This is a genomic window from Symbioplanes lichenis (genome assembly GCF_030709675.1).
Classification (GTDB): domain Bacteria; phylum Actinomycetota; class Actinomycetes; order Mycobacteriales; family Micromonosporaceae; genus Actinoplanes; species Actinoplanes lichenis.
This window is the reverse complement of the sequence record NZ_JAUZQD010000007.1, coordinates 249,236-274,240: the sequence shown is the minus strand read 5'-3', so window position 1 is coordinate 274,240 and position 25,005 is coordinate 249,236. Positions and strand designations below refer to the sequence as shown.

Sequence of the window (25,005 nt, the reverse complement as noted above, 5' to 3'; positions counted from 1 at the left end):
CGTGACCGATCCGGAGACTCTGGCCGCGCAACTCGAGCAGGAGCGGCTCCGCAACGAGCAGCTCGAGCGCACGGTCCGCGCCCTCAACGACTCCGTCCAGGAGCTCGAGGCCTTCGCCCGCGAGGTCAGCCACGATCTCAAGGCGCCGCTGGCCGGCATCCTGGGCTACGCCCAGCTGCTCGAGAACATGGACTTCGGGCCGGCCCGCCCGGCCGAGTTCGACGACTTCGTGCACGAGATCGGCCGGGGTACGAGCCTGATGAGCCGGCTGATCGACGACGTCCTCGCCTACTCCACCGCCCGCGGCGCCGTGCTCCACCTGACCGACGTCGAGCTGACCGCCGTGCTGGCCGACGTGGCCGCCGAGTGGGCCGGCGACGTCTCCAGGCCGGCGCCGCGCATCACGTGGGACGACCTGCCGGCCGTACGCGGGGACGATCTGATGCTCCGCCGCGTGATCGACAACCTGATCGGCAACGCGGTGAAGTACGTGCGGCCCGGCGAGGCGGCCCGGGTCCACGTCTCCGCCGACGTCATCCCGGCCGCCGAGGGCCACGAGGGGTTCGTCCGCGTGGAGGTCACCGATCAGGGCATCGGGATCCCCGAGGGACAGCACGAGGCGATCTTCGGCGAGCTGCACCGGGCCCATCCGGCGTACCCGGGAACGGGTCTGGGGTTGACCATCTGCCGCCGGATCGTGCGCCGGCTCGGTGGCGAGATCGGCGCCGACCCCGACTTCACCGGGGGCGCGCGCATCTGGCTGACCCTGCCGGTCGCCCGGACCATGATTCTCCGGTGAGCTTGCTCATTTGCTGACATCACCTTGCTCGGGTCTTGAGGTTTGCTTCCGATAGGGCTGGCTGTTCGACTCGAATCCCGAGATGAGGCCAGATGAACGTGAGGCGACTGCTCACCGCGGTGAGCGCGACTCTTGTGGGCGTGGCAGCCACCGCTGTCGTGAGCCCGGTCGCCGCACTGGCGGCGCCGGCGGCTCCCAAGAGCTTCTCGGTGGCACGGGCCACCGATGACGTCAAGAAGATCAACGTCACGTGGAAGGCCGTCAGCGACGCCGACCACTACGTCGTGGACGTGGTCGCCGCCGGCAACGTGCAGTCGCTGATCAACGTGCCGGCGTCGACGCTGTCCTACACCGTCGACGCGCCGGACATCACCGCGTCGTACAAGGTGCGCATCGGCGCCGCGGACGCGGCCGGCGCGACCGCCTCCACCGGCTACTGGACGGTCAAGTCGCTCGTGCCGAGCACCGCCAGCGGCCTCGCGCTGAACCGCGAGGACAACGGCGCCACGGCCGCCATCACGTGGAAGACGCCGTCGTGGATCGGCTACACGCCCATGACCGCCTATCACGTGGTCTTCTCGCGCAACTCCGACGGCGTGGTGCTCCGCGACTACCGCAGCCTCGACACGTCCTTCCGCCTGGAGGGCATCGACCCGGCGCTGTCGTACAGCATCTCGCTCACCACCGAGAACGAGTACGGCGCCGGCACCACGATCAAGTCGACCCTGGCCAAGTGGGTCCCCTCCGACGCCAGCGGCCTCATCGTGCAGCGGCGCTCGGACGACCCGAACACCGTCGAGGTGCTCTGGACCGAGGCCGCCTCCGGGGTCGAGCCGACCTACTACCAGATCGGCTACGGCGAGTCCAAGGTCACCGCGATCACCAAGGTGACCGCGCCCGCGACCTCCGGCTCGATCAAGCTGGACACCACCAAGGCGTGGATGGTGCAGGTCAAGGCGTACAACGGCAACGGCGGCAGCAACGGCATCACCGGCACCGTTCCGGTGTGGACCGCCCCCGCCGCGCCGGCCGCGACCACGCCCACCACGGTGACGGTCGACCCGACGCCCGCCGCCACCACGCCGGCCGCCGCGACCCCGGTCACCGCGCCTACCACCGCGCCCGGGGCGAGCCCCGAGGAGACCACCACCTCGACGACGGTGACCACCGGCAACGACCGGACGCCGCCGACCATCAAGGCCACCCTGACGCCGACCCCCAAGAGCTGGATCGTCGCCCCGACGACCATCAGCTTCGCCTGTGACGACCTGGTCGAGATGGCGTCCTGCCCGGCCGACATCAAGGTCGACAAGGACGGGGCGCAGCAGCGCTTCTCCGGCACCGCGATCGACAAGGCCGGCAACACCACGACGATCACGCTGACCGTCAACGTCGACATGACCGCCCCGGTCATCACCGCCTCGGTGCAGGGCACCAAGAACGACGAGGGCTGGTACACCTCGGTGCCGGTCATCCACTACACCTGCTCCGACGCCACCTCCGGCGTGAACCTGTGCCCCGCCGACACCCCGGTGACGAAGGACGGCCTGGGCCAGAAGATCATCGGCACGGCGTACGACAAGGCCGGCAACACCACGCCGACCCCGGTCACGATCAACCTCGACCAGCTCGCGCCGGTCGTCACGGCCACCGTGCTCGGCGACGCGAACGCCGACGGCTGGTACACCGTCGCCCCGACCATCCGCTACACCTGCAGCGACGCGCTGTCCGGCGTGGCGCTGTGCCCGGACGACAAGAAGGTAACGACCGACGGCAAGCTGCAGACCATCGTCAACACGGCCAAGGACAAGGCCGGCAACGCCGCCGACGTCGCGCTCAAGCTGAACGTCGACACCAAGGCGCCGCAGATCACCGCCGAGATCAAGGGCGAGCGGACGGCCGACGGCTGGTACACCGGTGAGCCGCTGGTCCACTTCACCTGCACCGACGAGGCCTCCGGCGTGGCGTTCTGCCCGAGCGACCAGATCGTGCGGCTCGACGGCAGCGACCAGACGCTGATCGGCACGGCCAAGGACGTGGCCGGCAACACCGCCACCGCCTCGCTCACGGTGAACGCCGACAAGGTGGCCCCGACCATCACGGCGACCATCACCGGCGCCGAGCCGAACGCCGAGGGCTGGTACCGCAGCGCGCCGACCGTCCACTTCACCTGCGCCGACGAGGGCTCCGGCATCGCCAGCTGCCCCGAGGACACCACGCTGACCACCGAGGGCGTCGCCAAGGTCATCGGCACCGCCGTCGACAAGGCCGGCAACACCGCCACCGCGGCGCTGACCCTGAACATCGACGCCACCGCGCCGGAGATCACCGCCACCGTCGTGGGCGACAAGACCGACGACGGCTGGTACCGCACCGCGCCGGTCATCCACTTCGAGTGCACCGACGCCGGCTCCGGCATCACCGGCTGCCCCGGCGACAAGACGGTCCTCGCCGACGGCGCGAACCAGATCGTCCTGGGCACCGCGACCGACGCCGCGGGCAACACGGCCACCGCCTCGGCGACCGTGAACCTCGACTCGGCCCTGCCGGTCATCAAGGCCACCGTGCTCGGCGAGAAGAGCGCCGACGGCTGGTACCGCACCGCCCCGGTCGTGCACTTCGAGTGCACCGACGGCCTGGCCGGCATCGCGGTCTGCCCGGACGACGTCAAGGTCACCAAGGACGGCGCCGACCAGCGCATCGCCCGCTCGGTGATCGACAAGGCGGGCAACACCGCCGCCGCGGCCGTGGCCGTCAACGTCGACCAGATCGCCCCCGAGATCACCGCGACCGTGACCGGCACCAAGAACGACGCCGGCTGGTACCGCACCAACCCGACCGTCCGCTTCACCTGCACCGACAACATCTCGACGGTCGCCAGCTGCCCCGCCGACGTCACGGTGACCACCGAGGGCGCCAAGATCGCCGTGCCCGGCAAGGTCACCGACAAGGCCGGCAACACCAACGAGGCGTCGGTCAGCCTGAACATCGACAAGACCGCCCCGAAGGTGTCGATCGCCGGCGCCGTCAACGGCACGGTCTACGGCATGGAGGCGCTCCCCGTGGTCTCCTGCCTCACCACCGACGACGCGTCGGGCGTGGCGACCCAGGCCGCCATGACGCACACCAGCACCGACAAGGGTGTGCACACGGTGATCTGCAAGGGCGCGGTCGACAAGGCCGGCAACGCGGCGAACCCGCTGACCATCACCTACACGGTCGAGCCCACCATCGCGTGGCTCATCCAGCTGACCCACCAGTACGCCGGGGACAACGCGACCGCCTCGGTGCTGGGCAGCCTGGACACCTCGCTCAACAAGCGGTGGTTCCTGATCTACATCGCCAAGGTGCTGGCGCTGACTGTCGGTAAGAAGCCGGTGATCTCCAGCGCCCAGGCCACGACGCTCATCTACTGGGCTTACGTGCTGGACCGGAAGTACTGATCACCATTCCTTAAAAAATCTTTAAATGCGGGGCCCGGGTGTACGCGAACCCGGGCCCTGCGCCTTTGTGCACCGGTTATGTACTCCCGGTGCTGTTGATCTCCATTTCCGCAAGTGCAGATACCCGACGGTACCCATCGTCGGGCACGCATATTTAAGCGACTATTCTTCGTGTTCGCGGGCCGCCGGACCCGTGACTGAAAGTGATCGGATCGAGACGAGCGGGGCAGTACTGGATGGACGGGAACCTGGGCGCAATCCTGCTCTGGGGCGTGGCCGGCCTGGCCGCGCTGCTGCTGCTCATCTGGGTGGTCGCCGGCGTCGTCCACGCCCGCCGCAAGCCCTCCGAGCCCCCCGCGCCGACTCCGCCGCCCGGTGCCCCGCCGCGCCCCCACCGCGTCATCACCGAGTCGGGCACGCTGGCCCCGGCGGGCTCACTTCTCCGCCCGGACGCCGAGCCGCAGCGCTACTCCTGGGACGAGCCCCGCTCGCACCGCCGCTTCAGCCGGTGGCCGGTCGCCTTCGCCACCGTGGCCGTCCTGGCCGCCGTCGCCGGGGGCATGACCTGGCTCCAGCGCGACCGCGACGCGGCCGCCGACCGCCAGAGCGCCGAGGGCTGCCCCGACACCATCCTGCGCGTCGCCGCCGCCCCCGAGATCGCCCCGGTCATCGAGGCCGCCGCCCGCAAGCTGGCCCCCGAGGGCGCCACCTGCGGCCCGGTCTACGTGGGGGCCGAGGAGCCGTCCACCGTCGGCAGCGGCGTGCAGAAGCCCGACGTCTGGATCCCCTCCAGCAGCGCCTGGCTCGACCTCGCCGCCGCCGGGGGCACCACCTACGACACCAAGGGCGGCCCGCTGGCCCGCTCGCCGATCGTGATCGCCGCCCCGGCCAAGACCGCCGCCCGGTTCGCCAAGAAGGACAAGACCTCCTGGGCGGCGCTCATCGACAGCGTCAGCAAGCAGCGGGTCAAGGACGTCGCCATGCCCGACCCGCAGCACAACACGGTCGGCATGCTCTCCGTCTATGCCGTGCAGGCCGCCATGAACAAGACCACCCCCGACGACGGCATCGCCCAGCTGCGCGCGCTGACCCTGCGCAGCCGGCTCACCGACGCCAACGCCGACCCGTCGGTGCTGCTGCGCGACCACGCCACCGAGGTCTTCCCGACCACGGAACAGCAGCTGGCCAAGGACACCGATCTCACCACCCTGTACCCGCAGGACGCCATGATCGAGGCCGACTACCCGTACGCGATCTCCCGCACCACCAAGCAGCGCGACCTGGCCAACAAGCTGCGCGCGGCCATCACCACCAAGTCCCTGACCGCGGCCGGCTTCCGGGCCGAGGCCGACCCGCGCGCCCTGAAGCTGCCCGACGACCCGAGCCGCCTCACCCGGACCGCCCAGCAGTGGTCCCAGTACCGGACCTTCCCCTTCCAGGTCCTCCTGCTCGTCGACGGCTCCGGCTCCATGAACCAGAAGGTCACCGACAAGGGCGGCCGCGTCACCACCAAGGCGACGCTGCTCCGCGAGTCAGGAGCCAACGCCAACACCCTCTTCGGCGACGACACCAGCATCGGCATGTGGTACTTCTCGTCCCCCACCCCGGAAAGCACCCCCCACGTCGAAGCCGTCCCCCTCGGCCCCCTGACCGACGACATCAACGGCAAGTCCCGCCGCGAGGTCATGGGCGCCGCGATGGCCGCCTACAAGGCCGTCGACGACGCGGGCACCCCGCTCTACCGCACCGTCCTCGACGGCGTCGACTCGATGCGGTCCAAGGCCAAGGAGGGCACGATGAACATCGTCATCGTCCTCACCGACGGCCAGGACGAGGAATCCGACTTCACGATGACCCAGCAGGCCTTCCTCGACCAGTTGCAGAAGGACGCCGACCCGCGCAAGCCGGTCCCGGTCATCGCCGTCGGCCTCGGCCAGGACGCCGACATGAACGCCCTCAACGCCATGGCCAAAGCCACCGGCGGCCAGGCCATCTCCGCCACGAACCCGGCCGACGTGGCCTCGGCCATCGCCCAGGCCTTCCTCGCCGCCCACGCCCCGCGCTGAGGGTGCGTCCGGCGGATCACGGCGTCGTCGTGATCCGCCGGACGTGCCCTGACCGTCAATCCTGCGGAGGTCGTCCCGCCAGCACCCGGCGACGGCGCCGCTCGTACTCCGCCGCGGAGATGACACCCAGGCCGTAGCGACCCTGGTCGTCGCAGCTGTGCCCCACCCCGAAACTGACCGCCGCGTCCTCCAGGCCGGCCCACGTGACCTGGACGTGCTGCATGGTGGGGTCCTCGATCACGCCCGGATGCCCGTGCCAGAGGCGGTCACAGACCGGGGGCGGATCGCCCACTCCTACGACGAGATCGTCGGTGGTCGTCTCGCCCAGATACTCGACGAAGAGCCCCCGCGACAGCCGGCCGATGTCCAGGACGCCGGGGTCGCTCATCCGGGCAGTCTAGAGCGCCGCGGAGGGCCGGCTACCGTGCCCGGATCGGCGTCGCCGTCAGTCCGATTTGTCGATCAACTTGTCGCTACGGGAGCAGTTGCAGGTGAGGTGAGCCAGGCGCAGGTTGTGACGCTCATCGGTGCCGCCGTGCGAGGCGGGGACGACGTGGTCGACCGATCCGGCGTACTGGTGCGGCCAGAAGAGGCCCGGGTCCACGGGGTCTTCGCACAGCCAGCAGACCCAGCCGTCCTCGGCGCCGAGCTTGTCGACCCAGCGCCGCATGTTCACGCTGCCCGCGATCCGGCCGCTCGGCTTGCACGTTCGACCGCAGTACTTGCGTGCGCGTCCCTCGCCCGGATCGAACTGGCTGCCGCACGTAGCGCACGTGGCGATGCGGGGAAGGCCCCGGACATGCACGTCGCCGTACTTGCGTTCGCGCTGGTAGTGCCGGTTGCACATCGTGCTGCCGGGTGCATACGTGCGGCGGTCGCAGCCGCTGACCGCGCACAACTTGTCTCGCGACATCGGAAACGTCCGGGTCGACGGGTCGGAATGGTCTAAATGCCGACCCCCATCTGCTCGGCCAGCTCCGCGATGGGCGCCGGCGGCTTTCCCCGGGTGCGGCTCAGCACGTCGGAGAGGACCTCGTGCGCCAACGGCCGGCACCGGATCTCCGACGGGGCGAGCCTGTCGCCCTCGAGCACCATTTCGCCGGCCTTTTCCACGTCGCCGATCTGGGCGTACCCGCGGGGGACAGTCAGATAGTGGTCGGCCCGGTGCTCCGGCGGCATCGCTGCGAAGCTTTTGTGGTCGAGCTGCTCGTGGCAGCGCACCGCGGCCGCCGCCCGGTGCAGCTGAACATTGGTCGGGCCGAACCGGGTCCAGTAGTGCGTCTGCTCGTCGCCCAGCTCTCGGACGGCCTCCTCAGCCCCCGCGATCAGGTCACGCACGGTGGCGTCGGCCCCGATCCGGGCTGCCGCCAGCGCCCCGTTGGCCAACAGCATCCCGTAGACACTGACCCGTTCCGGGGACCGTTCCTGTCCGCCCGAGGCCAGCCGGTCAGCGACGTTGACGTTGACGTCGAGGGCGGCGTGGGCGCGGTCGAGCGAGAGCAGCGCGCTGCCGACCCGATAACTGGCCCGCCCGGCCAGCAGCGGGTCGCCGGCGCGCTGGGAGACCGCGATCGACCGGTCCGCGGCCAGCCAGGACAGCTCGTGCTCGCCGACCTTGCGCAGCGTCGTGGAGGCGATCTGATAGACCTGCCCGAGCAGGTGGGCGGCCGCACTGGCCTCCTTCCCTCCGGCATGCGCGCTGTCGGCGGCTTGGGCATCGTGCAACAGCTGCGGGAGCATTCGGGTTAATGGGCCGTAGTTCCTGTGCTGGTAGGTCAGCCATGCCCGGCGAACGGCCTTCCCCAGCTCGGACAAGGGCGGCGCAGGCGGTGGCTGGGCGAAGAACGCGCTCATCAGGTCGTAGCGTTCCAGGGCGGCGCGGATCTTCTCGATGTCGACCTGGTCAATGTCGTTCCGCGTCTCGGGCCGTGGCTCGACGTCCCGGCCCAGCAGCAGCTGGACGTCGACGGCGAGGACGTCCGCGATCTCGTAGATGACCGAGAGCTTGTCGATGCGGCGCACCCCGCGCTCCACCTTGTCGACCCAGCTCCTGCTCTTGCCCATCCGGTCCGCGAATACCTGCTGGGACATCTTGCGCCGGGTGCGCCAGTAGGAGATGCGGCGGCCGATCGGCAGGCCGCCGGCCGGATAGTGCGCCGGTGCGCCGGCGACGGTGCTTCGTCCGCGGCGGGTCGGCGCGGCGGGGCACAGCAGGTGCAGCACCGGCTCCGGTACTCCGAAGTAGGGGTCGGCCAAGAGTCTGGCCAGGTCGGCGGGCGGAGGCGTCGATGGAGCCGTTTCTCCCCGGGACAGTCGTGTGTACCAGGAGAGGAGCCAGTGGAGGCGGTCTTCTCGCGTGAAGAGGATGAGGCGGCGCAGCAGGGCGCTGAGCGCCGAGCGGTAAGCGACAGCAGGTGCGACTCCTGCCGTCGCCTCCATCAATGCCCTTTTGCCGAGGCCTGGCGCGGAAGCGTTCCACAAATCACTCCAGGAGCAGCGCACCTTGATCTCGGCGCCGGCGCCGTGGGCGGTCATCGACAGATTGCGGCCGTCTCGGCGCTGAAGCGTGAAGGCGTCCGCCGCTTGCCCTGCCACGGGAGCCCGGCCCACTGTCAGCCACCGGCCGAACTCGGGCTCCGCACCAGCAGGAACGTGGATCCTCAGACCTCCCGGTGACGGCTCAACCGCGCGCACGCCGAGGACCGTCGCAGGGGACACCGCTGAGGGCAACCGAACCCCGCCGGACAACATCCGGTGCAGGAGGACGGCCTCGATCCGTTGCTGGTCGCTGCCGGTGGCGTCCGGGATCAACCGCTGTCCGGCCTCCAGCCGTCCGATCGCCGCCAACGCCTGCTGATGCGACTCCCCGGTGAACATGCGCCGCCGGCGGACGGACCGAGTCACCGCCGCCGTGTCCCGCCGGTCGCGCCGATCACGTCGCGGCTCCACGTGCTCAGCTCGCGCACCAGGCTCAAGCCGAAGGTGCCGTGCGTCGAGGGACGCACCGCCGCCATGATCCACACCGGGATCGTGAAACAGGCGAGGACGAGAATGGGAATGTGGGCGATCACCACGATCAAGGGGCGGACCATCGCGCCGGGCACCGTGACAAGGCCGAATGAGGGCATGACCATCTCCGCTCCGCTTTACCCGGCCAGCGGCTTCGAGATCTGCCAGATGTCGACCATCACTGCGAATTCGCGCTGCGGAAGGCTGTCAACCTTTCGGCTGCCATGGGGGAACCATGTCCGGGAGCTCCCGGCAACCAGGCCGCCGCAACAGCCACGTGCCGAGAGTACCGATGTCGTCAACCCCCGCGTCAATGCCTCGGGGGAGGGACAAGGTCATGGCTGAAGGGTGGCGCAGACGTCTTTGGTGATGCGGTAGTTGCCCGAGACGGTGAGACGGCCTTCGCTGCTGATGTCGAGGCGCCAGGCCGGGCCCGTCAGGTTGTAGAGGCCGCGCGGCAGATTTCCGTTGCCCTCGCGGAAGCGGAGCAGCAGCGGCCCGTGCAGCAGCCAGGTCTGCGAGCCGTCCGCGCGATGAATGAGCACGGCGCTCGAGCTCGCGTCGGCCCGGGTGGAAGCGCCCGTCGCGGGATTGCTGACCTCGTAGATCAGCGGTCCGACTGCGAGCTGCGTGGTTTCCGAGATGTCCTTGTAGTAGACCTCGTCCACGATCGGCTCTCCGTGCACCGCGAAGTCGCAGGGCACCCCGGCCGGGAAATCGAACGGCGGGGTCGGTTCCTTGACCCATCCGCCGCCGGTCGGGGGTGCGGCCTGGGCGGCGGCGCCCGGGGCCAGGGCGATCAGGATTCCGGCGAGCGCGGCGTTGGCATATCGACGCATGACATTGAATGTAAGGCTTGACCCTGACGCAGCGTCAACCCTGCAAGCTGACCGGCATGAGTGCACCGGAGACGGGGACCAGCGCGATTCACGTGCGGGGCCTCGAGAAATCGTTCAAGGATCTGCCCGTGCTGCGCGGGGTCGATCTCGACGTGGCGCGGGGCAGCATTTTCGCCCTGCTCGGGTCGAACGGGGCGGGAAAGACCACGGTTGTCCGCATTCTTTCGACCCTGCTCAAGGCCGACGCGGGCCAGGCTTCGATCAATGGCTTCGACGTACGCACCCAAGCCGCCGACGTGCGCCGCTCGATCAGCCTGACCGGGCAGTTCGCCGCGGTCGACGAAATCCTCACCGGCCGGGAGAATCTCGTGCTGGTCGCCCGGCTGCGCCGGCAAGCGGACCCCGGCGCGATTGCCGACGGGCTGCTCGGGCGCTTCGATCTGGCCGAGGCGGGCGGACGGCGGGTGGCGACCTATTCGGGCGGCATGCGGCGGCGGCTGGACATTGCCATGAGCCTCATCGGGAATCCGCCGGTCGTCTTTCTCGACGAGCCGACGACCGGGCTCGATCCGGAGGCACGGCTCGAGGTGTGGCAAGCGGTCCGGGAGCTCGCCGAGAGCGGCACGACCGTGTTGCTCACCACCCAATATCTCGACGAGGCCGAGCAGCTCGCCGACCGGATCGCCATTCTGCACCAGGGCCGGATCATCGTCGACGGGACGCTCGAGGAGCTCAAGCGACTGCTGCCGCCGGCCCAGGTCGAATACGTCGAGAAACAGCCGACCCTCGAAGAGATCTTCCTCAGCGTCGTGGGAGCCGAGAAGCGATGAATGACACTCTGGTCCTGCTCGGACGCTCGCTGCGGCACATTCTGCGCAGCCCCGACACCATCATCACGACCGCGATCATGCCGATCGCCTTCATGCTGCTCTTCGTGTACGTCTTCGGCGGCGCCATCGACGTCGGATCCGACTCGTACGTGACTTATCAACTGCCCGGCATCCTGCTCATCACGATCGCGTCGGGCATCTCGTACACCGCGTACCGGCTGTTCCTGGACATGCGGGGCGGCATTTTCGAGCGGTTCCAGTCGATGCCGATCGCGCGGTCGTCCGTCCTGTGGGCGCATGTTCTGACCTCGCTCGTCGCCAATCTGATCTCGCTCGTGGTCGTCGTCGGCGTCGCGGTGCTCATGGGCTTCCGGAGCGGGGCGGGCGTGCTCGGCTGGCTCGCGGTGGCCGGGCTGCTGATCCTCTTCACGCTGGCGCTGACGTGGATAGCCGTGATTCCCGGGCTCACCGCGAAATCCGTGGACGGCGCGAGTGCGTTCTCCTATCCGCTCGTTTTCCTGCCGCTGGTGAGCTCGGCGTTCGTACCCACGGAATCCATGCCCGGGCCGGTGCGCGCCTTCGCCGAGCATCAGCCGGCGACCGCGCTCGTCAACGCGATCCGTGACCTTTTCGCCGAGCGGCCGGTCGGCTCCGGCATCTGGACCGCGCTCGCTTGGTGCGTCGGTGTGCTCGTGGTGGCGTACCTCTTCGCGGTTCTGACCTATCGGCGGAAAATCAGCTGATGCTGACGATCAGCCAACTGGCGGCCTGCGCCGGCGTCACCGTGCGGGCGGTCCGGCACTACCACCAGATCGGCCTGCTGCCGGAGCCCGGGCGCGACGCCTCGGGCTACCGGCGGTACGGCGCGACGGCCGTGGTGCTGCTCACCAAGATTCGTACGCTCGCCGACGCCGGCGTGCCGCTGTCCCGGATCGGCGCGATGCTCGAAGCCGACGCGGACGCCTTCGCGGAGGCGATCGACCGGATCGACGGGCAGCTGCGCGCCGAGGTCGACCGGCTCGAGACCAGCCGCAAGCAGATCGCGCAACTGGCCGCGGGCGACAGCTTGGTGCTGCCACCCGAGGTCGTCGCCTATCTCGACCGGCTCCGGGAGCTCGGAGTGTCGGAGCGGATCGTGGCCGGCGAGCGCGACGGCTGGATCCTGATGACGGCCCTCCGGCCGGACGAGGTCGTCGCGTGGATGCCCAGCAAGTTCGCCGCGCTTGACGACCCGCGCATCCTCCGGCTCTATGAGGTGCTGTCGAAGGTCATCGACGACGACGCGTGGGACGAGGCGCTGCTGGTCGAGGCCGCCGACATCATGGCCGTCCTGAACGAGGAGGCCTTCGCGGCCGGCTTCCGGGAGACGAGCGGAATGGACACCGATCTCCTCGACGCGCTGGCGGACGAGGCGGACCCGCGCTCGCAGCGGATGCGGGACCTCATGCGCGAGCGCGGCTGGGTGACGTGGACCCGGGTGGAACGTCTCTGACCAGCGAGCTATCTTCTTGACTATGGAGTCAAGTAACGAGGCGCCGCCTCCGCTGATCGTGCTCGAGCCGACTGACGACGACGGCGGCGTCTGCACGCCCGGCGAGGTGTGTGACTGATGACCGAGCCCGTTGTCATCGACGTCTGGAGCGACGTCGTCTGCCCGTTCTGCTACCTCGGCCACGCGACGCTCGAAGCGGCCGTCCGTGACTTCGACCACGGCGACCAGGTGGAGATCCGCTACCACAGCTTCCAGCTCAACCCCGCCTTCACCGGTACGGCCGTGAGCGCCGACGATTACGTCAGCACTCTGCACGGCGTACCGAAGGAGCAGCTGGACGCGTCGCACGAGCACCTCACCGCGCGGGGTGCCGAGGCGGGGCTGGACTACCGCTTCCCGCAGGCCCTCATGGTCAACACCCTGGACGCGCACCGGTTGATCCACTTCGCCAAGGCCCACGGCCAGGAGCTGCCGATGGTCGAGCGCCTCTTCCGGGCCGAGTTCACGGACGGCGCCGACCTCTCGGACCACGCCGTCCTCGCCGACCTAGCCGCCGGGCTGGGCCTCGACCGCGACGCCGCCCTCGAGGCGCTGCGCACGAAGGCGTACGAGCAGGAGATTCGAGCCGACCTCGATCAGGCCCGCGCGTACGGCATCACCGGCGTCCCGTTCTTCGTCTTCGACAACAAGCGGGCCGTGTCCGGGGCGCAGCCGCTCGAGCTGTTCCGGAAGGCGCTGGACCTGAGCTGGCAGGACCGCGCCGCCCAGCCGGCATGAGCCCCTCCGCAAGCCAGCCGCCGCCGCGCGCCTCGGCCGCAACGCCGGCGCCGCGGCTCCGTGCGGATGCCCAACGCAACGTCGAGGGCATCCGCCGAGCCGCGCTGGAAGTATTTCGCACGAGTGGGCTGACTACGCCCCTCGACGAGGTCGCCCGGGCCGCCGGCGTCAGCAAAGGGACCATCTACCACCGCTTCGGCGGCCGAAGCGCCCTGATCGACGCGGTCGTCGACGACCTGGTCGCCGAACGCATCCGCGACATCATCGAAGCCGTAGGCGAGCTGGAAGGCCCCCTGACCCGCTTCGAAGAATTCCTGCGCCGAACCTGGCTCCTCCAGTACGACGAACCAGCCGCCAACGACGTGTTGATGCGAGCCCTCCCCGACTCCCAGCCCCTCGCCATCCTCTGCGACCAAGCCTGCGACTTCGCCCGCCACCTCCTCCACGAAGCTCAGGCCGCCAACGTGATCCGCGCCGACGTCACCCCCGAGGACCTGACCTACCTGATCCTCGAGCGCGGCGTGATCGTCCGAGCCTGCACCAAACAGTCCCGCACCGACTACACCCGCCGCCTCGATTTCATCCTGCGGGGCCTCCGCGCTACCCGCTGACGCGGACGCCTTCGCCTCAATCTGTCGGGCACTTGACCGCCTGATCCGCTTCCGGCAGGCGATGGAGGGGCTCCGCGGTAACGACGATGGAATCGCCGTTCTACGATGAGATCCCGTCCAATCAGGACGAAAACGGCGATGCATCTGCACGTGCATGCAAGAGTGCAGCTGCCATTGCGCGTTGCACGGTGATCGGGAAACTATAGGTCTTGTGACTAGGCAACGACGCCCTCCACGACCTTTACGCCCCTGCCCCACGTGCCGTACCCCGCGTGGCATCCATGGCGTGCGTTCTCTTCTGATATTCGATCTTGCGCTTATGGCATTCTCTGTCGCCGAGGCGACCCTGGCGCAGCCAGTAGTTGCCACCGCTGCCGGCGTTGCGTCCGTCGCACTGTCAAACACGATCATCAAGCGACTCGCTGCCTGACATCGCCGGACCTCAACGCCACAAGCACCGCACCGCCTGCCCGGCGGCCGACTTCCAACTCGCCCAGCGCACAACGGAGTGGCATGTCCCAGCGCCAAAAACCGCCGACTCGTCCGAACGAAGCTCACCAGATGCTCGGACGCCAGCTTCGGTTACTGAGGGAAGCGGCCGGCATTTCTCCCGTGGTCGCCAGCCGGCACGTCGGTAGCCCCTCCAAGGTCAGCCGCATTGAAAGCGGCAAGAGCAGAGTCAAGGAAAGCGATCTGCACGTGCTGATGGACCTCTACAGCGTGACGGGCCGAGCCCAGCGGCAGGCGCTGCTCGAGTACGTCAGCCGTCTCAACAGCCCGCAATGGTGGCACTCCGACCGCGCGGTGCTCGTCGGTTCGTTCTGCTCCTACCTGCTGCTGGAATCCATGGCCCAGACAATCCGGACCTACGAGGTTCGCTTCATCCCAGGGTTGCTGCAGACGCCCGCATATGCGGCTGCACTCATCGGGCGGCGTTACGACGACGAACGGGAAATTCGCCGACGGGTCGACATCCGTCAGCAACGACAACGGACGATTCTGCAAGGGAATGTTCGACGGTTGTGGGCCTTGGTCGATCATGCCGCCCTGGAGGAAACCTTCGCGGGCCGCAAGGTGATGCGCGAGCAGATCGAGTTCTTGATCGAAGCCGCCCAGCGGCCCAGCGTCGTCCTGCAAGTAGTGCCCTCCGGCGCGGGCGGCCGACGGGGGATCGCCACGTCCTTCTCGATCTTGCGGCAACGCATCGAAAAACTCGCCGATGTCATCTACATCGAACACATCGGTGACCCGCTGTTCTTCGACACTCCCGCGCAATCGGATCCCTACCGGACGGCGATGGAGGAGCTGTCCCTGGACGCGGGAAAGCCCGAGGACACCTTGAAACACCTTCACGAGGCGCTGAATCGCCTCTGAGCTAGTGATTCAGTCGGGCATCGGACGGCGGGCCCGAGGAGGCCGCGGTCCTGACCGATGCATCGCCCACCTCCGGAAAGTCGAGAGGCGCTGGGGTGCGCCTTGCACCTTGCTCGGCCCGGACGGCGACGCCGGCGTACCTGTCAAAGGGCTCCCATCGACGCGTAACGCGACTGCCAGCCCACCGGTCGCGCACTTGCCCAGAACGCCCGAACTCAGGAAAACGTCGATCCGGACGTTTCCGATGTCGCGAGACATCACATTTGTGCCCCCGGCAGGAATCGAACCTGCGACCTGCGGTTTAGGAAACCGTTGCTCTATCCCCTGAGCTACGAGGGCCCGAGCGCCCCCGAAGCTACGAGGGGCGCGAAGCCACATGCTACCCGACCAAGCCCCGCCCGCAGTTGACCACCGGCCCCCGGACACGGGAGCCTCTTGAAGCATGAGCAGAGGCGTCTTCGTGTACGGGTCTCTGGCCGCCCCGGCGACGATGGCCACCCTGCTCGGCCGGCCGGCGGTTGCGGGGCGGGACTACGTGCGTACGACTCTTCCGGGCTGGACCGTGACCTGGAACGTGTGCACGGACAACACGGCGCCCGATCGGAGGGTTTCGTACGAGGATCCTGTCGACGGCACGCGGCCGCAGATTCAGGTGCTTTTCTTGACGGTTGAGAGAGCTCCCGCTGCCGTGGCGGAAGGCGTGACTTTTTTCGTGCCTGCGGCGGAGCTGCGCGCTCTCGACGCACGGGAGGGGAACTACGTGCGCACCGACACGGGCGACGCGTGGACCTATGTTGCCAAGCCGGCCAGTGCGGCTCGGGCGAGGCGGGCGATCAAAGAGGGGACGGCGCGGATTCGGCGGGACTATTACGACGCCGTGGCGGCGGCTTATCGGTTTCACAGCGGGATGCCGTCCGTGCCGGAGGCGCCGGCGCCGATTGTCACGCTGCGCCGGGTTCGCCATTGAGGGTGCGGATGCCCCGGTGGAGGCGGCGGATGGCGGGGCCGGGGCGGGTGCCCAGCTCGCGGTCGAGCAGATCGGCCAGCCGCCCGTACGCGGCCAGCGCCTCGGCGCTCCGCCCGGTGCGGTGCAGGGCGAGCATCAGGTGGCCCCACAGGCGCTCGCGCAGCGGGTAGCGGGCGGTGGCGTCGGTCAGTTCGGTGGCCAGCCCGCCGAGCCGGCCGAGGAGGAGGCGGGCCTGGACGTGGTCCTCGATCGCGGTGAGCCGGGCTTCCTCGATGCGGGCGGCGGCCGGGGCGAGCCAGTCGGCGCGCTCGATGCCGGCGAGGACCGGGCCGCGCCACAGGGCCAGAGCGGGCGCCAGGAGGAAAGCCGCCTCGTGCGGCCGGCCCGCGGACAGGGCAGCGCCGCCGAGGGTCGCCTGACGTTCGAAGAGGAGCGCGTCGCAGTCGTCGGGCGTCACGTCGAGCAGGTAGCCGGTGCACGTCCGCGTCAGGCCGCCGGGCAGGAGGGCGCGCACCCCGTGGACGTACGAGTGGACGTTGGCGCGGGCCGAGGCGGGCGGCCGGGCGGGCCAGAGGCAGTCGACGATCTCGTCCGTGGTGACGACTGCTCCGGCCCGTACGAGCAGCAGGCTGAGCAATTCGCGTTGCTTGCGGCGGACCGGGGTGACCGGCCGGCCCGCGGCGTCCTCGACCTGCAACGGGCCGAGCATCCGAATCCTGGGCACGGGAAGCTCCAAAAAGGATGAGCGACGGAAGAGAAAGACGGGGGACGAGAGTCGGGTCGTGGCACGTTAGGCTGAGTCATGTCCGCGCAGCGCACCCTCGCCGACCGGCTCAACCACCTGTTCGAGGTCGTGCGCCCGGCGGGGCGGAGCAAGCCGTTCAGCAATCCCGAGGTCGCCCGGGCGGTCAGCGGGCGGGGCGACGTGCAGATCTCGCCGCAGTACCTGTGGGCGCTGCGCAACGGCAGCCGGGACAACCCGACGGTGAAGCAGCTTGAGGCGCTGGCCGCCTTCTTCGGGGTGCCGCCGGCCTATTTTCTCTCCGACGAGCGCGCCGCCGACATCGACGAGCAGCTGGCGCTGCTGGCCGCCGCGCGCGATGCGGACGTACGCGAGATCTTGCAGCGCAGCAGCACGCTCTCCGGGCCGGACCGGCTCGCGGTGCTGCGCATCGTGCAGCGCCTCAGCGGTGACGGCGACGGTCATGCGGAGGGCTCCCCCTCGTGACTCCCCCCGCATAACCCACCCCCGTGGCGCGCATCGGCTCTCCTGAGAGTAGATGCGGTCGTCCACAGTGTCTACTGTCAGTAGATGAACGCAGTGGTACTCTTCGATCGATGTCGCACGCGGCCGCGGTCAACGGGGCATTCGCCACCATGGGGGTGCTCCTGGTGTCGACCGCGGTGACGGCCCACCGCCGCGGCGCTCCGGCCTCGCCCGCGCGCGGCGCCTTCACCGGCGCGCTGGGCATCCTGGGCGTGTCGTTCCTCGTGCAGTCGCCCGCAGCCCGCGAGCTGCAGAACGCGCTGATCAGCAACCTGGGCCAGCTCACCGGCAACGGCACCACGCTGATCGCGGCCTACCTCATGCAGGTCGGCATGGTGCACATCCTGCACGACCGCCCCCGCGCCGGCACGCTGTCGCGCCGCTGGCTGATTCCGCTCGTCGCCGCGCTGGCCGGCCTGACCGCGTTCTTCCTCGCCACGCCGACCGCCGCCGGCCGCTTCACCTCCCCCGACGCGCCGGCCGGGGTGGTCGCCTACTACCTGGTCTACACCGGCTATCTGGCGGTCACCCTGAGCGCGATGGTCCTGCTCCTGCGCCGGTACGCCGCCCGCGTCGACGATCGCCACCTGCGCCTGAGCCTGCGTCTCTACGCGTGGTCCTGCGCCGTCGGCATGCTCTACCTCGCGGGTCGCATCGGCGCCCTGGTCGTCGGGCGCATCGACCCCGACCTGATGATCACGGGCGACCGCTACGGCCTGCTCGAGCTGATCGTCGCCACCGTGGTCCCGGCGACCGCGCTGGCGCTGGTGGTGCTCGCGGTGCTGATCCGCGTCGTGGGCCGGGCCGTCGACCACCGCCGCGCGATCCGCCGGCTGCAACCGCTGTGGGAGGCCATCCGCGAGGTGCGCCCGCACGCGGTCCTGCCGGTGTCCGCCCCGGGCGCCCGCTTGCGCCTCTACCGGCGCGTGGTGGAGATCCAGGACGGCCGCCTCGCCGCCGCCGCCCATGTACGCCCGGAGACCCTGGCCGCGATCGACCAAGCCTCCACCTCCCGGGCCACCCGCGACGCGGCGATCCTCGCAGCCGGTCTGGCGGCTCTGCGCGCCGGGCTGCCCGCACACGACGCGGCTCCCCCGGACGAGGACGAGCCCGACCTCGCCGCCGTGGTGCGCCACCTCGAACAGGTGAGCGCCGCCTACAACCGCTTAGTCGTCGAGGGCCCGGCGTAGGCGTTCGACCACGGGATCGTACGGGCGATCGCGGGTGGGGGTCGTGGACAGCGACCGCTGCAGGATCAATGAGGCGATCAGCTCGGCCTCTTGCTCCTGCACGTCGTCGTAGACCGAGCGGCCCAGCACCGCGCGGACCATCTCGGGGTCGAGGTCGGGCAGCAGCGCCGCCGGGCCGGAGATGCTCGTGTGGCCGGCCAGCATGTGGCCGACCTCGTGCAGCACGATGTGGTCGCGGTGGGTGCGGCCGACCCCGGCCGGGAAGCCGATCACGTCCCGGCCGGCCATCGCGAGCCACAGGCCGCAGACCCCGGCGGGCATCTCGTCCGGGGCCAGGGCCAGCAGCTCGATCGGCCGGCCGGAGAAGTGCTCGCTGTACGCGGCGAGAAAGGCGGCCAGCTCGAACGGCGCCGGCAGGCCGGTGGCGCGCGTCAGCCGGCGGACCAGAGCCGCGCAGCGCCGCCGGACGGCCGCCCTTTCTTCCCCCACATGTCCAATGTAGGGGGTTAAAGCGCGTACACGCGGGCCCAGTCGATGTCGAAGACGGCGGGCTGGAGGTTGCTGCCGAAGAAGTTGTCCAGCTGGATCGTCAGGTTCATCGGGCCCGGCGCGCACTGGATGCAGTCACCGTTGTAGGAGAACCACTGCACCCCGTCGATGTAGCCCTTCAACCCCTGCGACGTCCACTCGAAGCCGAAGTTGTGCCACTGCGTCAGGTCCACGCCACACTTCTCGGCGTGCTCCTGCGTCTTGGGCTGGTGGTTGGGATAGTGCAGGAACGCTCCGGCACAGTCCTCGCCAGGAGCGCTGTTCTCCAGGAAGTCGTACTCCGCGCCCTCCGGCCACTCGTCGTTCGAGGGCCAGGTGATCAGCACGGGGTGGTACTGCCGGCTGCTCGCCGCCCCGGTCGCCTGGGACCGCGCGCGGACCTCCCACCGGCCGTACTTCTGCTCGCGCTTGCTGCCGAGCCACCCGGTCTCGCCGTTGGCCTCGCCGGTCATCCGCGCGTAGGTCCCGACCACCCGGGTGTTCGCCTCGCAGCGCAGGCCGTTGCCGTTGTGTCCCGCATAGCAGGTGTTCGGACCGGTGCCGGCGGAGTTCCACTTGCTCGCATCCGGCGCGGCCGGCGCCGTGGCGCTGCCGTAGTTGAACTCATCGGACTCCGGCAACGGCGTCCCCCACCCGAAGATGCCCGCCGCCGTGCCGGTTTCCGCGGGCGGGTTGCTTCCGGCGCTGATGGGCCGGTAGTCGCACGCCGTCGCCCGCCACGTCATCCCGGCGGGTGCCGTCAGCTGCGCGGTGACATTGGCCCGCGCCGCCCCGGCCGGCACGGTGAAGTCCCCGGCGACCCGGGTCCACTGCTCGGCGCTGCTCGCGGCCACCGGCACCGGCGCGCCCTCGGTGTGCCCGAGGTAGCTGCTGCTCGCGCTGTACCAGTCGACCTGCATGGCCACCGCGGGCGCCGAAGCCGAGCCGCTCACCCACGTGTCCATGGCGAAGGTCCACACCTCGCCGGGCGAGACATCCTTCTGCGGCAGATACATCTCGGGGTTCACCCCGTTGCTGCTGGCTGCGAGTATGCGTAGTCGGCCACCACGTGCCCGGTCACCGCGACCCGGCCCGGCGTGGCGCCGGTGCCGTGCTTGCCCCAGCCGGTCAGGTCCCGATCGAGCACCGGGTTCGTACACGTGTTGACGACCGTGCCCGTCTGCCCCGCCGCCGCCTGCCGAACCGCCGCGGTGGCAATCGCCCCGCCCCCGGCCCCCACCGTCATCGCCGCGGCGATCGCCACGCCCACGCGCCATCGAGAGAGTCGCATCCTGTTTCCTTCCCGGACGTACGGATGTCGTCCGCAGTCTCGGGAGAGCCCCTATGCATTCACCTACACACTTCGAGGCGTGACTCGCGGGCCACGCGCAGGGCGGTCTGCACGAAGGCCGCCACGGCCGGGGACCGGGACTCGGCCGGCCACGCCACGGCGAGCGTGACCGGGTCCAGGCCCTCGACCGGCCGGTAGGCGATGTTCGGCCGGGGATAGCGCCGGGCCAGCCACTCCGGCAGGAACCACACGATCTCCCCGACCTCGATCAGGTTGAAGATCTGCAGCAGGTCGAACGGGCTGCGGTAGCCGGGCGGCAACGGCTCCCGGCCGCCCCGGTCGGCCCGGGTGCCGTCCGGGAGGCGCCATCCGGTCAGGTCGGCCAGCCGTACGGTCTCCCGCGCGGCCAGCGGCGACCCGGCCGCCAGGGCGACCACCCGCGGCCCCGTCACCAGTGGCTCGTGATCGAGGCCACGGTCGTCGAAGGGAGTCACCAGCAGCGCGACGTCGGCCCGGCCGTCGTGCAGGGCGGGGAGCTGCTCACCACGGCCGCCCAGTTGGAGTTCGACGGGCTGGGCGGCGTACGCGTCAAGGATCTTGGGCAGTAGGCCCGCGTCGTAGTCGGCCTTGAGCGCGAGGCGCAGGGCCTGGACCGGCTGGCCGGCGCGACGGGCGCGGCGGGCGGCGGCGGCGACCGCGTCCAGCGCCGTGCGGGCGTCCGTCAGCAGCGCCTCTCCGGCCGGCGTGAGGCTGACCTGGCGCGTGGTGCGGATCAGCAACTGCACGCCGAGCTGCCGTTCGAGCTCGCGGATGGCCCGGGAGAGCGGCGGCTGGGCCATGCCGAGCCGCTCGGCCGCCCGCCCGAAATGCCGCTCCTCGGCCACCGCCACGAAGTAGCGCAGCTGCCGCGTCTCGAGGTCACCCATACCGCGAGGGTATCAATCCAGAGGGAGACGGTCTTTCCGCTTTCCGGCGGACGGCCGTTGACTGGACGCATGATCGTGATCACCGCGCCGACGAGCGCGATCGGCCGCCAGGTCGTGCAGAACATCCTTTCCACCGGCACGCCGCTGCGGGTGGTGGCCCGGGACCCCGCGCGGCTCGCGCCGGGCGTCGCCGAGCAGGCCGAGGTCGTACGTGGCTCGCACAGCGACCCGGCCGTCGTCGCCGACGCCTTCGCGGGGGCCGGCGCGGTTTTCTGGCTCGTGCCGCCGGACCCGCACGCCCCGAGCTTGGAAGCCGCCTTCTCGGGGTTCGCGCGGGCGGCCATCGAGGCGTTCCCGTCCGTCGGCCGGGTCGTCGGCGTCTCCGCGCTGGGCCGGGGCACGGCCGTCGCCGGCAACGCGGGCTACGTCACCGCCTCGCTCGCCATGGACGACCTGATCGCCGCGACAGGCGTACCGTATCGGGCCCTCACCATGCCGTCCTTCATGGACAACCTGCTGCGCCAGGCCGGGCTGATCAAGAGCCAGGGCATTTTCACCGCCGTGTACGACCCCGAGCGCCCCCTGCCGCTCGTCGCCACCCGGGACATCGCCGCCGTCGCCGCCCGGCTGCTGCGCGACGACACGTGGACCGGCTACGAGGAGGTCCCGGTGCTCGGCCCGGAGCTGCTGAGCCAGAACGACCTCGCCGCCGTCATGTCGGACGTGCTCGGCCGGCCGGTGCGCTACCAGCGCACGACGCCCGAGGCGACCCTGCAGCTCGCCCGGAGCCAGGGCGTCTCCGAGGCGATGGCCCACGGCCGCGTCGACATGCTCGTGGCCAAGGACAACGGCTTGGACCACACCATCCTGGGTACGCCTCTCGGCGGCACCACGTTCCGCCAGTGGTGCCTCGACGTGCTCAAGCCGGCCGTCGACGCCTGACAGATCGGATCGAGGAACCCGTGACAGCACAGTCCCCGCTCGCCGGCAAGGTCGTCATCGTCACCGGGGCGTCCTCCGGCATCGGCGAGGCCACCGCCCGCCTCCTGCACGAAGCCGGCGCCCACCCCGTCCTCGCCGCCCGCCGCGCCGACCGCCTGGACGCCCTGAGCAAGGAACTCAGCGACGCCCTCGCCGTCCCGGCCGACGTCACCGACCCCGACGCGTGGACCGCCCTGACCACCGCCGCCTTCGACCGCCACGGCCGGATCGACGCCCTGGTCAACAACGCCGGAGCCAGCTACCACCACCGCATCGAGGACATCGACCCCCTCGAGTACCTGAAGCTCCTCGACCTCAACGTCGTCAGCATCGTCCACGGCATCCAGGCGGTCCTCCCCCACCTCCGCACCGCCGGAGGAGGCAACATCGTCAACATCAGCTCCGGCAGCACCGGCCGCGCCACCCCGGCCGTAGGCGCCTACGCCGCCACCAAATCCGCCGTCAACATGCTCACCGACGTCGCCCGCCTCGAACTGGCCGACGACAACATCCAAGTCACCCTCCTCCTCCCCTCCATCACCGCCACCGAATTCGGCGGCGGCATGTTCCAGGACCGCACCGTCGTCCGCCCGGGCGGCCTGATCCCCCACTCCCCCGAATACGTCGCCCGGGTCATCCTCCGAGCCCTCCGCACCGGCGAACCCCGCATCGACATCCCCCACGGCCCCGAGCAGCCCGACTTCCCCGACGCCGCCTGAACCACCGCCGCGCCCCGGGCCGTGGGAGTTGAGAGGGCCCACGGCAGGGAGGCGCGATGACCGACCAGATGCAGGTCCCCCTGCCCGACCTCGTGGCGCACGCGGGGCACGTCGACGAGATCGGCGCCGGCCTGGCCGACGCGCATCGAGCAGGCCTCCCCGTACGGATGGCGGCCGGCGTGTACGGGGATCTGTGTCAGCTGGTCCCGGCGTTCCTCGGCGTCCTCCAGGACGAAGTGCTCGACGGAATCGCGGCTGCGGCAACGGCCGTGCACGACACAGCGGAGGCCCTGCGCGCCGTGGCCGCAGGCTACGAAGCCTCCGACCTGCGGGCAGCCGAGCGGCTCCGGAATGCGCGATGAGCGCGTCGGCCGACCTATGGGCCGGCGTATGGATCGCGGAAGACGTCGAGGCCCTTCGTCAGGGCGTCGAGAACGGCTCCTGGGTCGACAGCTCCCTCGAGGCAGTCTCGGCGGGGCTGGACGCGCTCGCTCTGCTTTCCGACCCGGCCGGCGCCCTCCTGCAATACGGCGTGGCATGGCTGCTCGAACACGTCGAGCCGCTGTCCGAGGCCCTCGACCGGCTCGCCGGCGACCCGGGCCAGATCGCCGCCCACGCCCGGACGTGGCGCCAAGTGGCCACCATGCTGCACGATCGAGCGGCCGACCTCGAGCGCGTCGTGCGATGGGACATCGCCGAATGGACCGGAGCCGCCGCGGAGGCGTACCGGGCCTGGATGACGCAGCAGCGTGCCGCCGCCGAGGGCATCGCCACGTGCGCGGGCACGCTGGCGGCCATGACCGAGGCAGCCGGTGTTCTCGTCGCCGGCGTGCGCATGCTGGTCCGGGATGCCGTCGCGACCGTGATCTCCCGGCTGACTGTCTATGCGATCGAAGAGGTCGCGTCGCTCGGACTCGCGACCCCGTTGGTCGTCGAGCAGGTGAGCACACTGTGCGCCGCGTGGGCCGCGAAGATCAGCAAGTGGCTGCGCGACCTGATCAGCAGCCTTTCGCGGCTCCGGGGCATGGCCGGCGAGGTCGGCGAGGTGCTCCGCAAACTCACGAAGCTCCTCGGGCGCAGCTCGTCCGGCCCGGGCGGCGGAAAGCCACCGACCAAGGCCACCCGGCAGATCAAGAACGGTGAGCAGTACGTCGGCCGGAAGCTTCCAGTGCAGGGCGGACCGCCGCTTGGAACCCTCTACAAACGTGATCCGCAGTCCGGCGACATCACGAACTACACCGTCTACGACTCTGCCGGGAATGCCGTCAAACGGGTGGACCTGACGGGTCGCGGGCACGGCGGTGTCCCCACGCCCCACGTCGTTGAATACGATTCGAACGTCAATCCGGACACCGGCCAGGTCTTCGTCCAGGCGCGGCGGCACGTGCGGCCGGCCACGCCGGAGGAGATCCCGTGAGGGAGATGTCGATGACAGGCGACCCGGGCCGCCCGCTGCCTCAATTCTTCGTTCGCTGGCGCGCGGGCTGGGGCGACAGCGCAGCCGGCTGGACGCCCACCGACTATCTCAACCAGGACACCGCGGTGGGTCCGGCCATCGCTGCCGGGTGGCTGTTCAACCCGCCGACCGTACGGTATCGGGGCGGCCTGTTCCTGGCTGACCGGTTCTCCGCGCCCGCCGTCGACGAGTGGTTCGAGCGTTATCCTGACGAGTCGGCTCGCATCGAGGCGGTCGTCAATGCCGTGACGTTCTTCGACCTGTTCGTGAACTGTGACATCGATCCGTACGCGGACGCACTGCCGGGCCTTGCCGCCGACGTGGCGGCCTGCTGGCGCGGGGTACTGCCCGCCCGCCATCCGGATCTGACCGTCACCGTCGAGGTGGGCGACGCCTACGGTCCCTCGGTCACCTTCTGGACGCAGCCGCACGACCTGTGA

Annotated in this window: 27 protein-coding genes and 1 tRNA gene; 17 read left to right on the top strand and 11 right to left on the bottom strand. The window is 70.0% G+C overall.

What is annotated here, in order from left to right:
• Position 1 precedes the first annotated feature (1 nt).
• From RAN62_RS18850 to RAN62_RS18840, 3 genes are all read left to right on the top strand, one after another.
• Positions 2-799 carry a sensor histidine kinase gene (locus tag RAN62_RS18850; protein WP_305785997.1) on the top strand — a complete coding sequence of 266 codons (798 nt, stop codon included), beginning with the start codon at positions 2-4 and terminating at the stop codon, positions 797-799.
• Between the two features lie 92 nt (positions 800-891).
• Positions 892-4,242, top strand: coding sequence for a Neogenin (locus tag RAN62_RS18845; RefSeq protein WP_305785996.1), 3,351 nt, complete (start codon positions 892-894; stop codon positions 4,240-4,242).
• Between the two features lie 236 nt (positions 4,243-4,478).
• A complete protein-coding gene (locus RAN62_RS18840) occupies positions 4,479-6,308 on the top strand; it encodes a substrate-binding and VWA domain-containing protein (protein ID WP_305785995.1) in 1,830 nt (609 codons plus the stop codon).
• 55 nt (positions 6,309-6,363) lie between these two features.
• Here the strand turns inward: RAN62_RS18840 and RAN62_RS18835 are convergent, their stop codons facing one another.
• The 5 genes from RAN62_RS18835 to RAN62_RS18815 all read right to left on the bottom strand — a co-directional run bounded on the left by RAN62_RS18835 (position 6,364) and on the right by RAN62_RS18815 (position 10,156).
• A complete protein-coding gene (locus RAN62_RS18835; RefSeq protein ID WP_305785994.1) occupies positions 6,364-6,696 on the bottom strand; it encodes a hypothetical protein in 333 nt (110 codons plus the stop codon).
• Between the two features lie 57 nt (positions 6,697-6,753).
• The gene (locus RAN62_RS18830; protein WP_305785993.1) at positions 6,754-7,221 is read right to left on the bottom strand and encodes an HNH endonuclease; all 468 of its coding nucleotides are present in this window, start codon (positions 7,219-7,221) and stop codon (positions 6,754-6,756) included.
• A 32-nt stretch (positions 7,222-7,253) separates the two neighbouring features.
• Complete coding sequence (locus RAN62_RS18825) at positions 7,254-8,747, bottom strand: helix-turn-helix domain-containing protein (RefSeq protein ID WP_369077173.1); 1,494 nt, start codon at positions 8,745-8,747, stop codon at positions 7,254-7,256.
• A gap of 461 nt (positions 8,748-9,208) precedes the next feature.
• Positions 9,209-9,436: a hypothetical protein gene (locus RAN62_RS18820; protein WP_305785992.1), complete on the bottom strand. Its 228-nt coding sequence runs from the start codon at positions 9,434-9,436 to the stop codon at positions 9,209-9,211.
• Positions 9,437-9,652: 216 nt separating this feature from the next.
• Positions 9,653-10,156 carry a hypothetical protein gene (locus tag RAN62_RS18815; RefSeq protein ID WP_305785991.1) on the bottom strand — a complete coding sequence of 168 codons (504 nt, stop codon included), beginning with the start codon at positions 10,154-10,156 and terminating at the stop codon, positions 9,653-9,655.
• Positions 10,157-10,212: 56 nt separating this feature from the next.
• Between RAN62_RS18815 and RAN62_RS18810 the strand changes: the two genes are divergently transcribed.
• From RAN62_RS18810 to RAN62_RS18785, 6 genes are all read left to right on the top strand, one after another.
• On the top strand, positions 10,213-10,986 hold the full coding sequence (locus tag RAN62_RS18810; RefSeq protein ID WP_305785990.1) for an ABC transporter ATP-binding protein: 774 nt from the start codon (positions 10,213-10,215) through the stop codon (positions 10,984-10,986).
• Complete coding sequence (locus RAN62_RS18805) at positions 10,983-11,729, top strand: ABC transporter permease (protein ID WP_305785989.1); 747 nt, start codon at positions 10,983-10,985, stop codon at positions 11,727-11,729. Before RAN62_RS18810 ends, RAN62_RS18805 begins: the two co-directional genes overlap by 4 nt.
• On the top strand, positions 11,729-12,478 hold the full coding sequence (locus tag RAN62_RS18800) for a MerR family transcriptional regulator (RefSeq protein WP_305785988.1): 750 nt from the start codon (positions 11,729-11,731) through the stop codon (positions 12,476-12,478). The genes RAN62_RS18805 and RAN62_RS18800 overlap by 1 nt, the downstream gene beginning before the upstream one ends.
• A 117-nt stretch (positions 12,479-12,595) precedes the next feature.
• Positions 12,596-13,255, top strand: a complete 660-nt coding sequence (locus tag RAN62_RS18795) for a DsbA family oxidoreductase (RefSeq protein ID WP_305785987.1) — start codon at positions 12,596-12,598, stop codon at positions 13,253-13,255.
• Positions 13,252-13,866, top strand: coding sequence for a TetR/AcrR family transcriptional regulator (locus RAN62_RS18790; RefSeq protein ID WP_305785986.1), 615 nt, complete (start codon positions 13,252-13,254; stop codon positions 13,864-13,866). Before RAN62_RS18795 ends, RAN62_RS18790 begins: the two co-directional genes overlap by 4 nt.
• 561 nt (positions 13,867-14,427) lie before the next feature.
• Positions 14,428-15,240 (top strand): helix-turn-helix domain-containing protein, encoded by an 813-nt coding sequence (locus tag RAN62_RS18785; RefSeq protein ID WP_305785985.1) that lies wholly within the window; start codon positions 14,428-14,430, stop codon positions 15,238-15,240.
• Between the two features lie 266 nt (positions 15,241-15,506).
• On the opposite strand, the gene RAN62_RS18780 is transcribed toward RAN62_RS18785, so the two are convergent.
• A tRNA-Arg gene (locus tag RAN62_RS18780) sits at positions 15,507-15,579 on the bottom strand.
• Positions 15,580-15,802: 223 nt separating this feature from the next.
• On the opposite strand from RAN62_RS18780, the gene RAN62_RS18775 reads away from it, so the two are divergent.
• The gene (locus RAN62_RS18775; RefSeq protein WP_305785984.1) at positions 15,803-16,207 is read left to right on the top strand and encodes a gamma-glutamylcyclotransferase family protein; all 405 of its coding nucleotides are present in this window, start codon (positions 15,803-15,805) and stop codon (positions 16,205-16,207) included.
• On the opposite strand, the gene RAN62_RS18770 is transcribed toward RAN62_RS18775, so the two are convergent.
• Positions 16,182-16,931 carry an AfsR/SARP family transcriptional regulator gene (locus RAN62_RS18770; protein ID WP_305785983.1) on the bottom strand — a complete coding sequence of 250 codons (750 nt, stop codon included), beginning with the start codon at positions 16,929-16,931 and terminating at the stop codon, positions 16,182-16,184. The two genes, RAN62_RS18775 and RAN62_RS18770, sit on opposite strands and share 26 nt — an antisense overlap.
• 78 nt (positions 16,932-17,009) lie before the next feature.
• On the opposite strand from RAN62_RS18770, the gene RAN62_RS18765 reads away from it, so the two are divergent.
• On the top strand, positions 17,010-17,435 hold the full coding sequence (locus tag RAN62_RS18765; protein ID WP_305785982.1) for a helix-turn-helix domain-containing protein: 426 nt from the start codon (positions 17,010-17,012) through the stop codon (positions 17,433-17,435).
• A gap of 110 nt (positions 17,436-17,545) precedes the next feature.
• A complete protein-coding gene (locus RAN62_RS18760) occupies positions 17,546-18,664 on the top strand; it encodes an MAB_1171c family putative transporter (protein ID WP_305785981.1) in 1,119 nt (372 codons plus the stop codon).
• Here the strand turns inward: RAN62_RS18760 and RAN62_RS18755 are convergent.
• The 4 genes from RAN62_RS18755 to RAN62_RS18740 are packed head-to-tail and all read right to left on the bottom strand — an operon-like array spanning position 18,641 to position 21,409.
• The gene (locus RAN62_RS18755; protein WP_305785980.1) at positions 18,641-19,153 is read right to left on the bottom strand and encodes a zinc metalloprotease; all 513 of its coding nucleotides are present in this window, start codon (positions 19,151-19,153) and stop codon (positions 18,641-18,643) included. The two genes, RAN62_RS18760 and RAN62_RS18755, sit on opposite strands and share 24 nt — an antisense overlap.
• Positions 19,154-19,170: 17 nt before the next feature.
• Complete coding sequence (locus RAN62_RS18750) at positions 19,171-20,220, bottom strand: glycoside hydrolase family 16 protein (RefSeq protein WP_305785979.1); 1,050 nt, start codon at positions 20,218-20,220, stop codon at positions 19,171-19,173.
• Positions 20,217-20,483, bottom strand: coding sequence for a hypothetical protein (locus tag RAN62_RS18745; RefSeq protein ID WP_305785978.1), 267 nt, complete (start codon positions 20,481-20,483; stop codon positions 20,217-20,219). The genes RAN62_RS18750 and RAN62_RS18745 overlap by 4 nt, the downstream gene beginning before the upstream one ends.
• Before the next feature lie 59 nt (positions 20,484-20,542).
• Positions 20,543-21,409 (bottom strand): LysR family transcriptional regulator, encoded by an 867-nt coding sequence (locus tag RAN62_RS18740; RefSeq protein ID WP_305785977.1) that lies wholly within the window; start codon positions 21,407-21,409, stop codon positions 20,543-20,545.
• Between the two features lie 69 nt (positions 21,410-21,478).
• On the opposite strand from RAN62_RS18740, the gene RAN62_RS18735 reads away from it, so the two are divergent.
• From RAN62_RS18735 to RAN62_RS18715, 5 genes are read left to right on the top strand one after another with little or no spacing between them, the layout of a single operon-like run.
• Positions 21,479-22,351 (top strand): NAD(P)H-binding protein, encoded by an 873-nt coding sequence (locus RAN62_RS18735; protein WP_305785976.1) that lies wholly within the window; start codon positions 21,479-21,481, stop codon positions 22,349-22,351.
• A 20-nt stretch (positions 22,352-22,371) separates the two neighbouring features.
• Positions 22,372-23,109 carry an SDR family NAD(P)-dependent oxidoreductase gene (locus RAN62_RS18730; protein ID WP_305785975.1) on the top strand — a complete coding sequence of 246 codons (738 nt, stop codon included), beginning with the start codon at positions 22,372-22,374 and terminating at the stop codon, positions 23,107-23,109.
• A gap of 56 nt (positions 23,110-23,165) precedes the next feature.
• Positions 23,166-23,471 carry a type VII secretion target gene (locus RAN62_RS18725; RefSeq protein ID WP_305785974.1) on the top strand — a complete coding sequence of 102 codons (306 nt, stop codon included), beginning with the start codon at positions 23,166-23,168 and terminating at the stop codon, positions 23,469-23,471.
• The gene (locus RAN62_RS18720; RefSeq protein WP_305785973.1) at positions 23,468-24,526 is read left to right on the top strand and encodes a polymorphic toxin type 24 domain-containing protein; all 1,059 of its coding nucleotides are present in this window, start codon (positions 23,468-23,470) and stop codon (positions 24,524-24,526) included. The genes RAN62_RS18725 and RAN62_RS18720 overlap by 4 nt, the downstream gene beginning before the upstream one ends.
• Before the next feature lie 11 nt (positions 24,527-24,537).
• The gene (locus RAN62_RS18715) at positions 24,538-25,005 is read left to right on the top strand and encodes a hypothetical protein (RefSeq protein WP_305785972.1); all 468 of its coding nucleotides are present in this window, start codon (positions 24,538-24,540) and stop codon (positions 25,003-25,005) included.

Excerpts from the sequence above, each read along its gene's own strand:
- RAN62_RS18845 (WP_305785996.1), top strand. The coding sequence starts at position 892 with ATGAACGTGAGGCGACTGCTCACCGCGGTGAGCGCGACTCTTGTGGGC.
- RAN62_RS18840 (WP_305785995.1), top strand. The coding sequence starts at position 4,479 with ATGGACGGGAACCTGGGCGCAATCCTGCTCTGGGGCGTGGCCGGCCTG.
- RAN62_RS18835 (WP_305785994.1), bottom strand. The coding sequence starts at position 6,696 with ATGAGCGACCCCGGCGTCCTGGACATCGGCCGGCTGTCGCGGGGGCTC.
- RAN62_RS18830 (WP_305785993.1), bottom strand. The coding sequence starts at position 7,221 with ATGTCGCGAGACAAGTTGTGCGCGGTCAGCGGCTGCGACCGCCGCACG.
- RAN62_RS18825 (WP_369077173.1), bottom strand. The coding sequence starts at position 8,747 with ATGGAGGCGACGGCAGGAGTCGCACCTGCTGTCGCTTACCGCTCGGCG.
- RAN62_RS18820 (WP_305785992.1), bottom strand. The coding sequence starts at position 9,436 with ATGCCCTCATTCGGCCTTGTCACGGTGCCCGGCGCGATGGTCCGCCCC.
- RAN62_RS18815 (WP_305785991.1), bottom strand. The coding sequence starts at position 10,156 with ATGCGTCGATATGCCAACGCCGCGCTCGCCGGAATCCTGATCGCCCTG.
- RAN62_RS18810 (WP_305785990.1), top strand. The coding sequence starts at position 10,213 with ATGAGTGCACCGGAGACGGGGACCAGCGCGATTCACGTGCGGGGCCTC.
- RAN62_RS18805 (WP_305785989.1), top strand. The coding sequence starts at position 10,983 with ATGAATGACACTCTGGTCCTGCTCGGACGCTCGCTGCGGCACATTCTG.
- RAN62_RS18800 (WP_305785988.1), top strand. The coding sequence starts at position 11,729 with ATGCTGACGATCAGCCAACTGGCGGCCTGCGCCGGCGTCACCGTGCGG.
- RAN62_RS18795 (WP_305785987.1), top strand. The coding sequence starts at position 12,596 with ATGACCGAGCCCGTTGTCATCGACGTCTGGAGCGACGTCGTCTGCCCG.
- RAN62_RS18790 (WP_305785986.1), top strand. The coding sequence starts at position 13,252 with ATGAGCCCCTCCGCAAGCCAGCCGCCGCCGCGCGCCTCGGCCGCAACG.
- RAN62_RS18785 (WP_305785985.1), top strand. The coding sequence starts at position 14,428 with ATGCTCGGACGCCAGCTTCGGTTACTGAGGGAAGCGGCCGGCATTTCT.
- RAN62_RS18765 (WP_305785982.1), top strand. The coding sequence starts at position 17,010 with ATGTCCGCGCAGCGCACCCTCGCCGACCGGCTCAACCACCTGTTCGAG.
- RAN62_RS18760 (WP_305785981.1), top strand. The coding sequence starts at position 17,546 with ATGTCGCACGCGGCCGCGGTCAACGGGGCATTCGCCACCATGGGGGTG.
- RAN62_RS18745 (WP_305785978.1), bottom strand. The coding sequence starts at position 20,483 with ATGCGACTCTCTCGATGGCGCGTGGGCGTGGCGATCGCCGCGGCGATG.
- RAN62_RS18740 (WP_305785977.1), bottom strand. The coding sequence starts at position 21,409 with ATGGGTGACCTCGAGACGCGGCAGCTGCGCTACTTCGTGGCGGTGGCC.
- RAN62_RS18735 (WP_305785976.1), top strand. The coding sequence starts at position 21,479 with ATGATCGTGATCACCGCGCCGACGAGCGCGATCGGCCGCCAGGTCGTG.
- RAN62_RS18725 (WP_305785974.1), top strand. The coding sequence starts at position 23,166 with ATGACCGACCAGATGCAGGTCCCCCTGCCCGACCTCGTGGCGCACGCG.
- RAN62_RS18720 (WP_305785973.1), top strand. The coding sequence starts at position 23,468 with ATGAGCGCGTCGGCCGACCTATGGGCCGGCGTATGGATCGCGGAAGAC.
- RAN62_RS18715 (WP_305785972.1), top strand. The coding sequence starts at position 24,538 with ATGACAGGCGACCCGGGCCGCCCGCTGCCTCAATTCTTCGTTCGCTGG.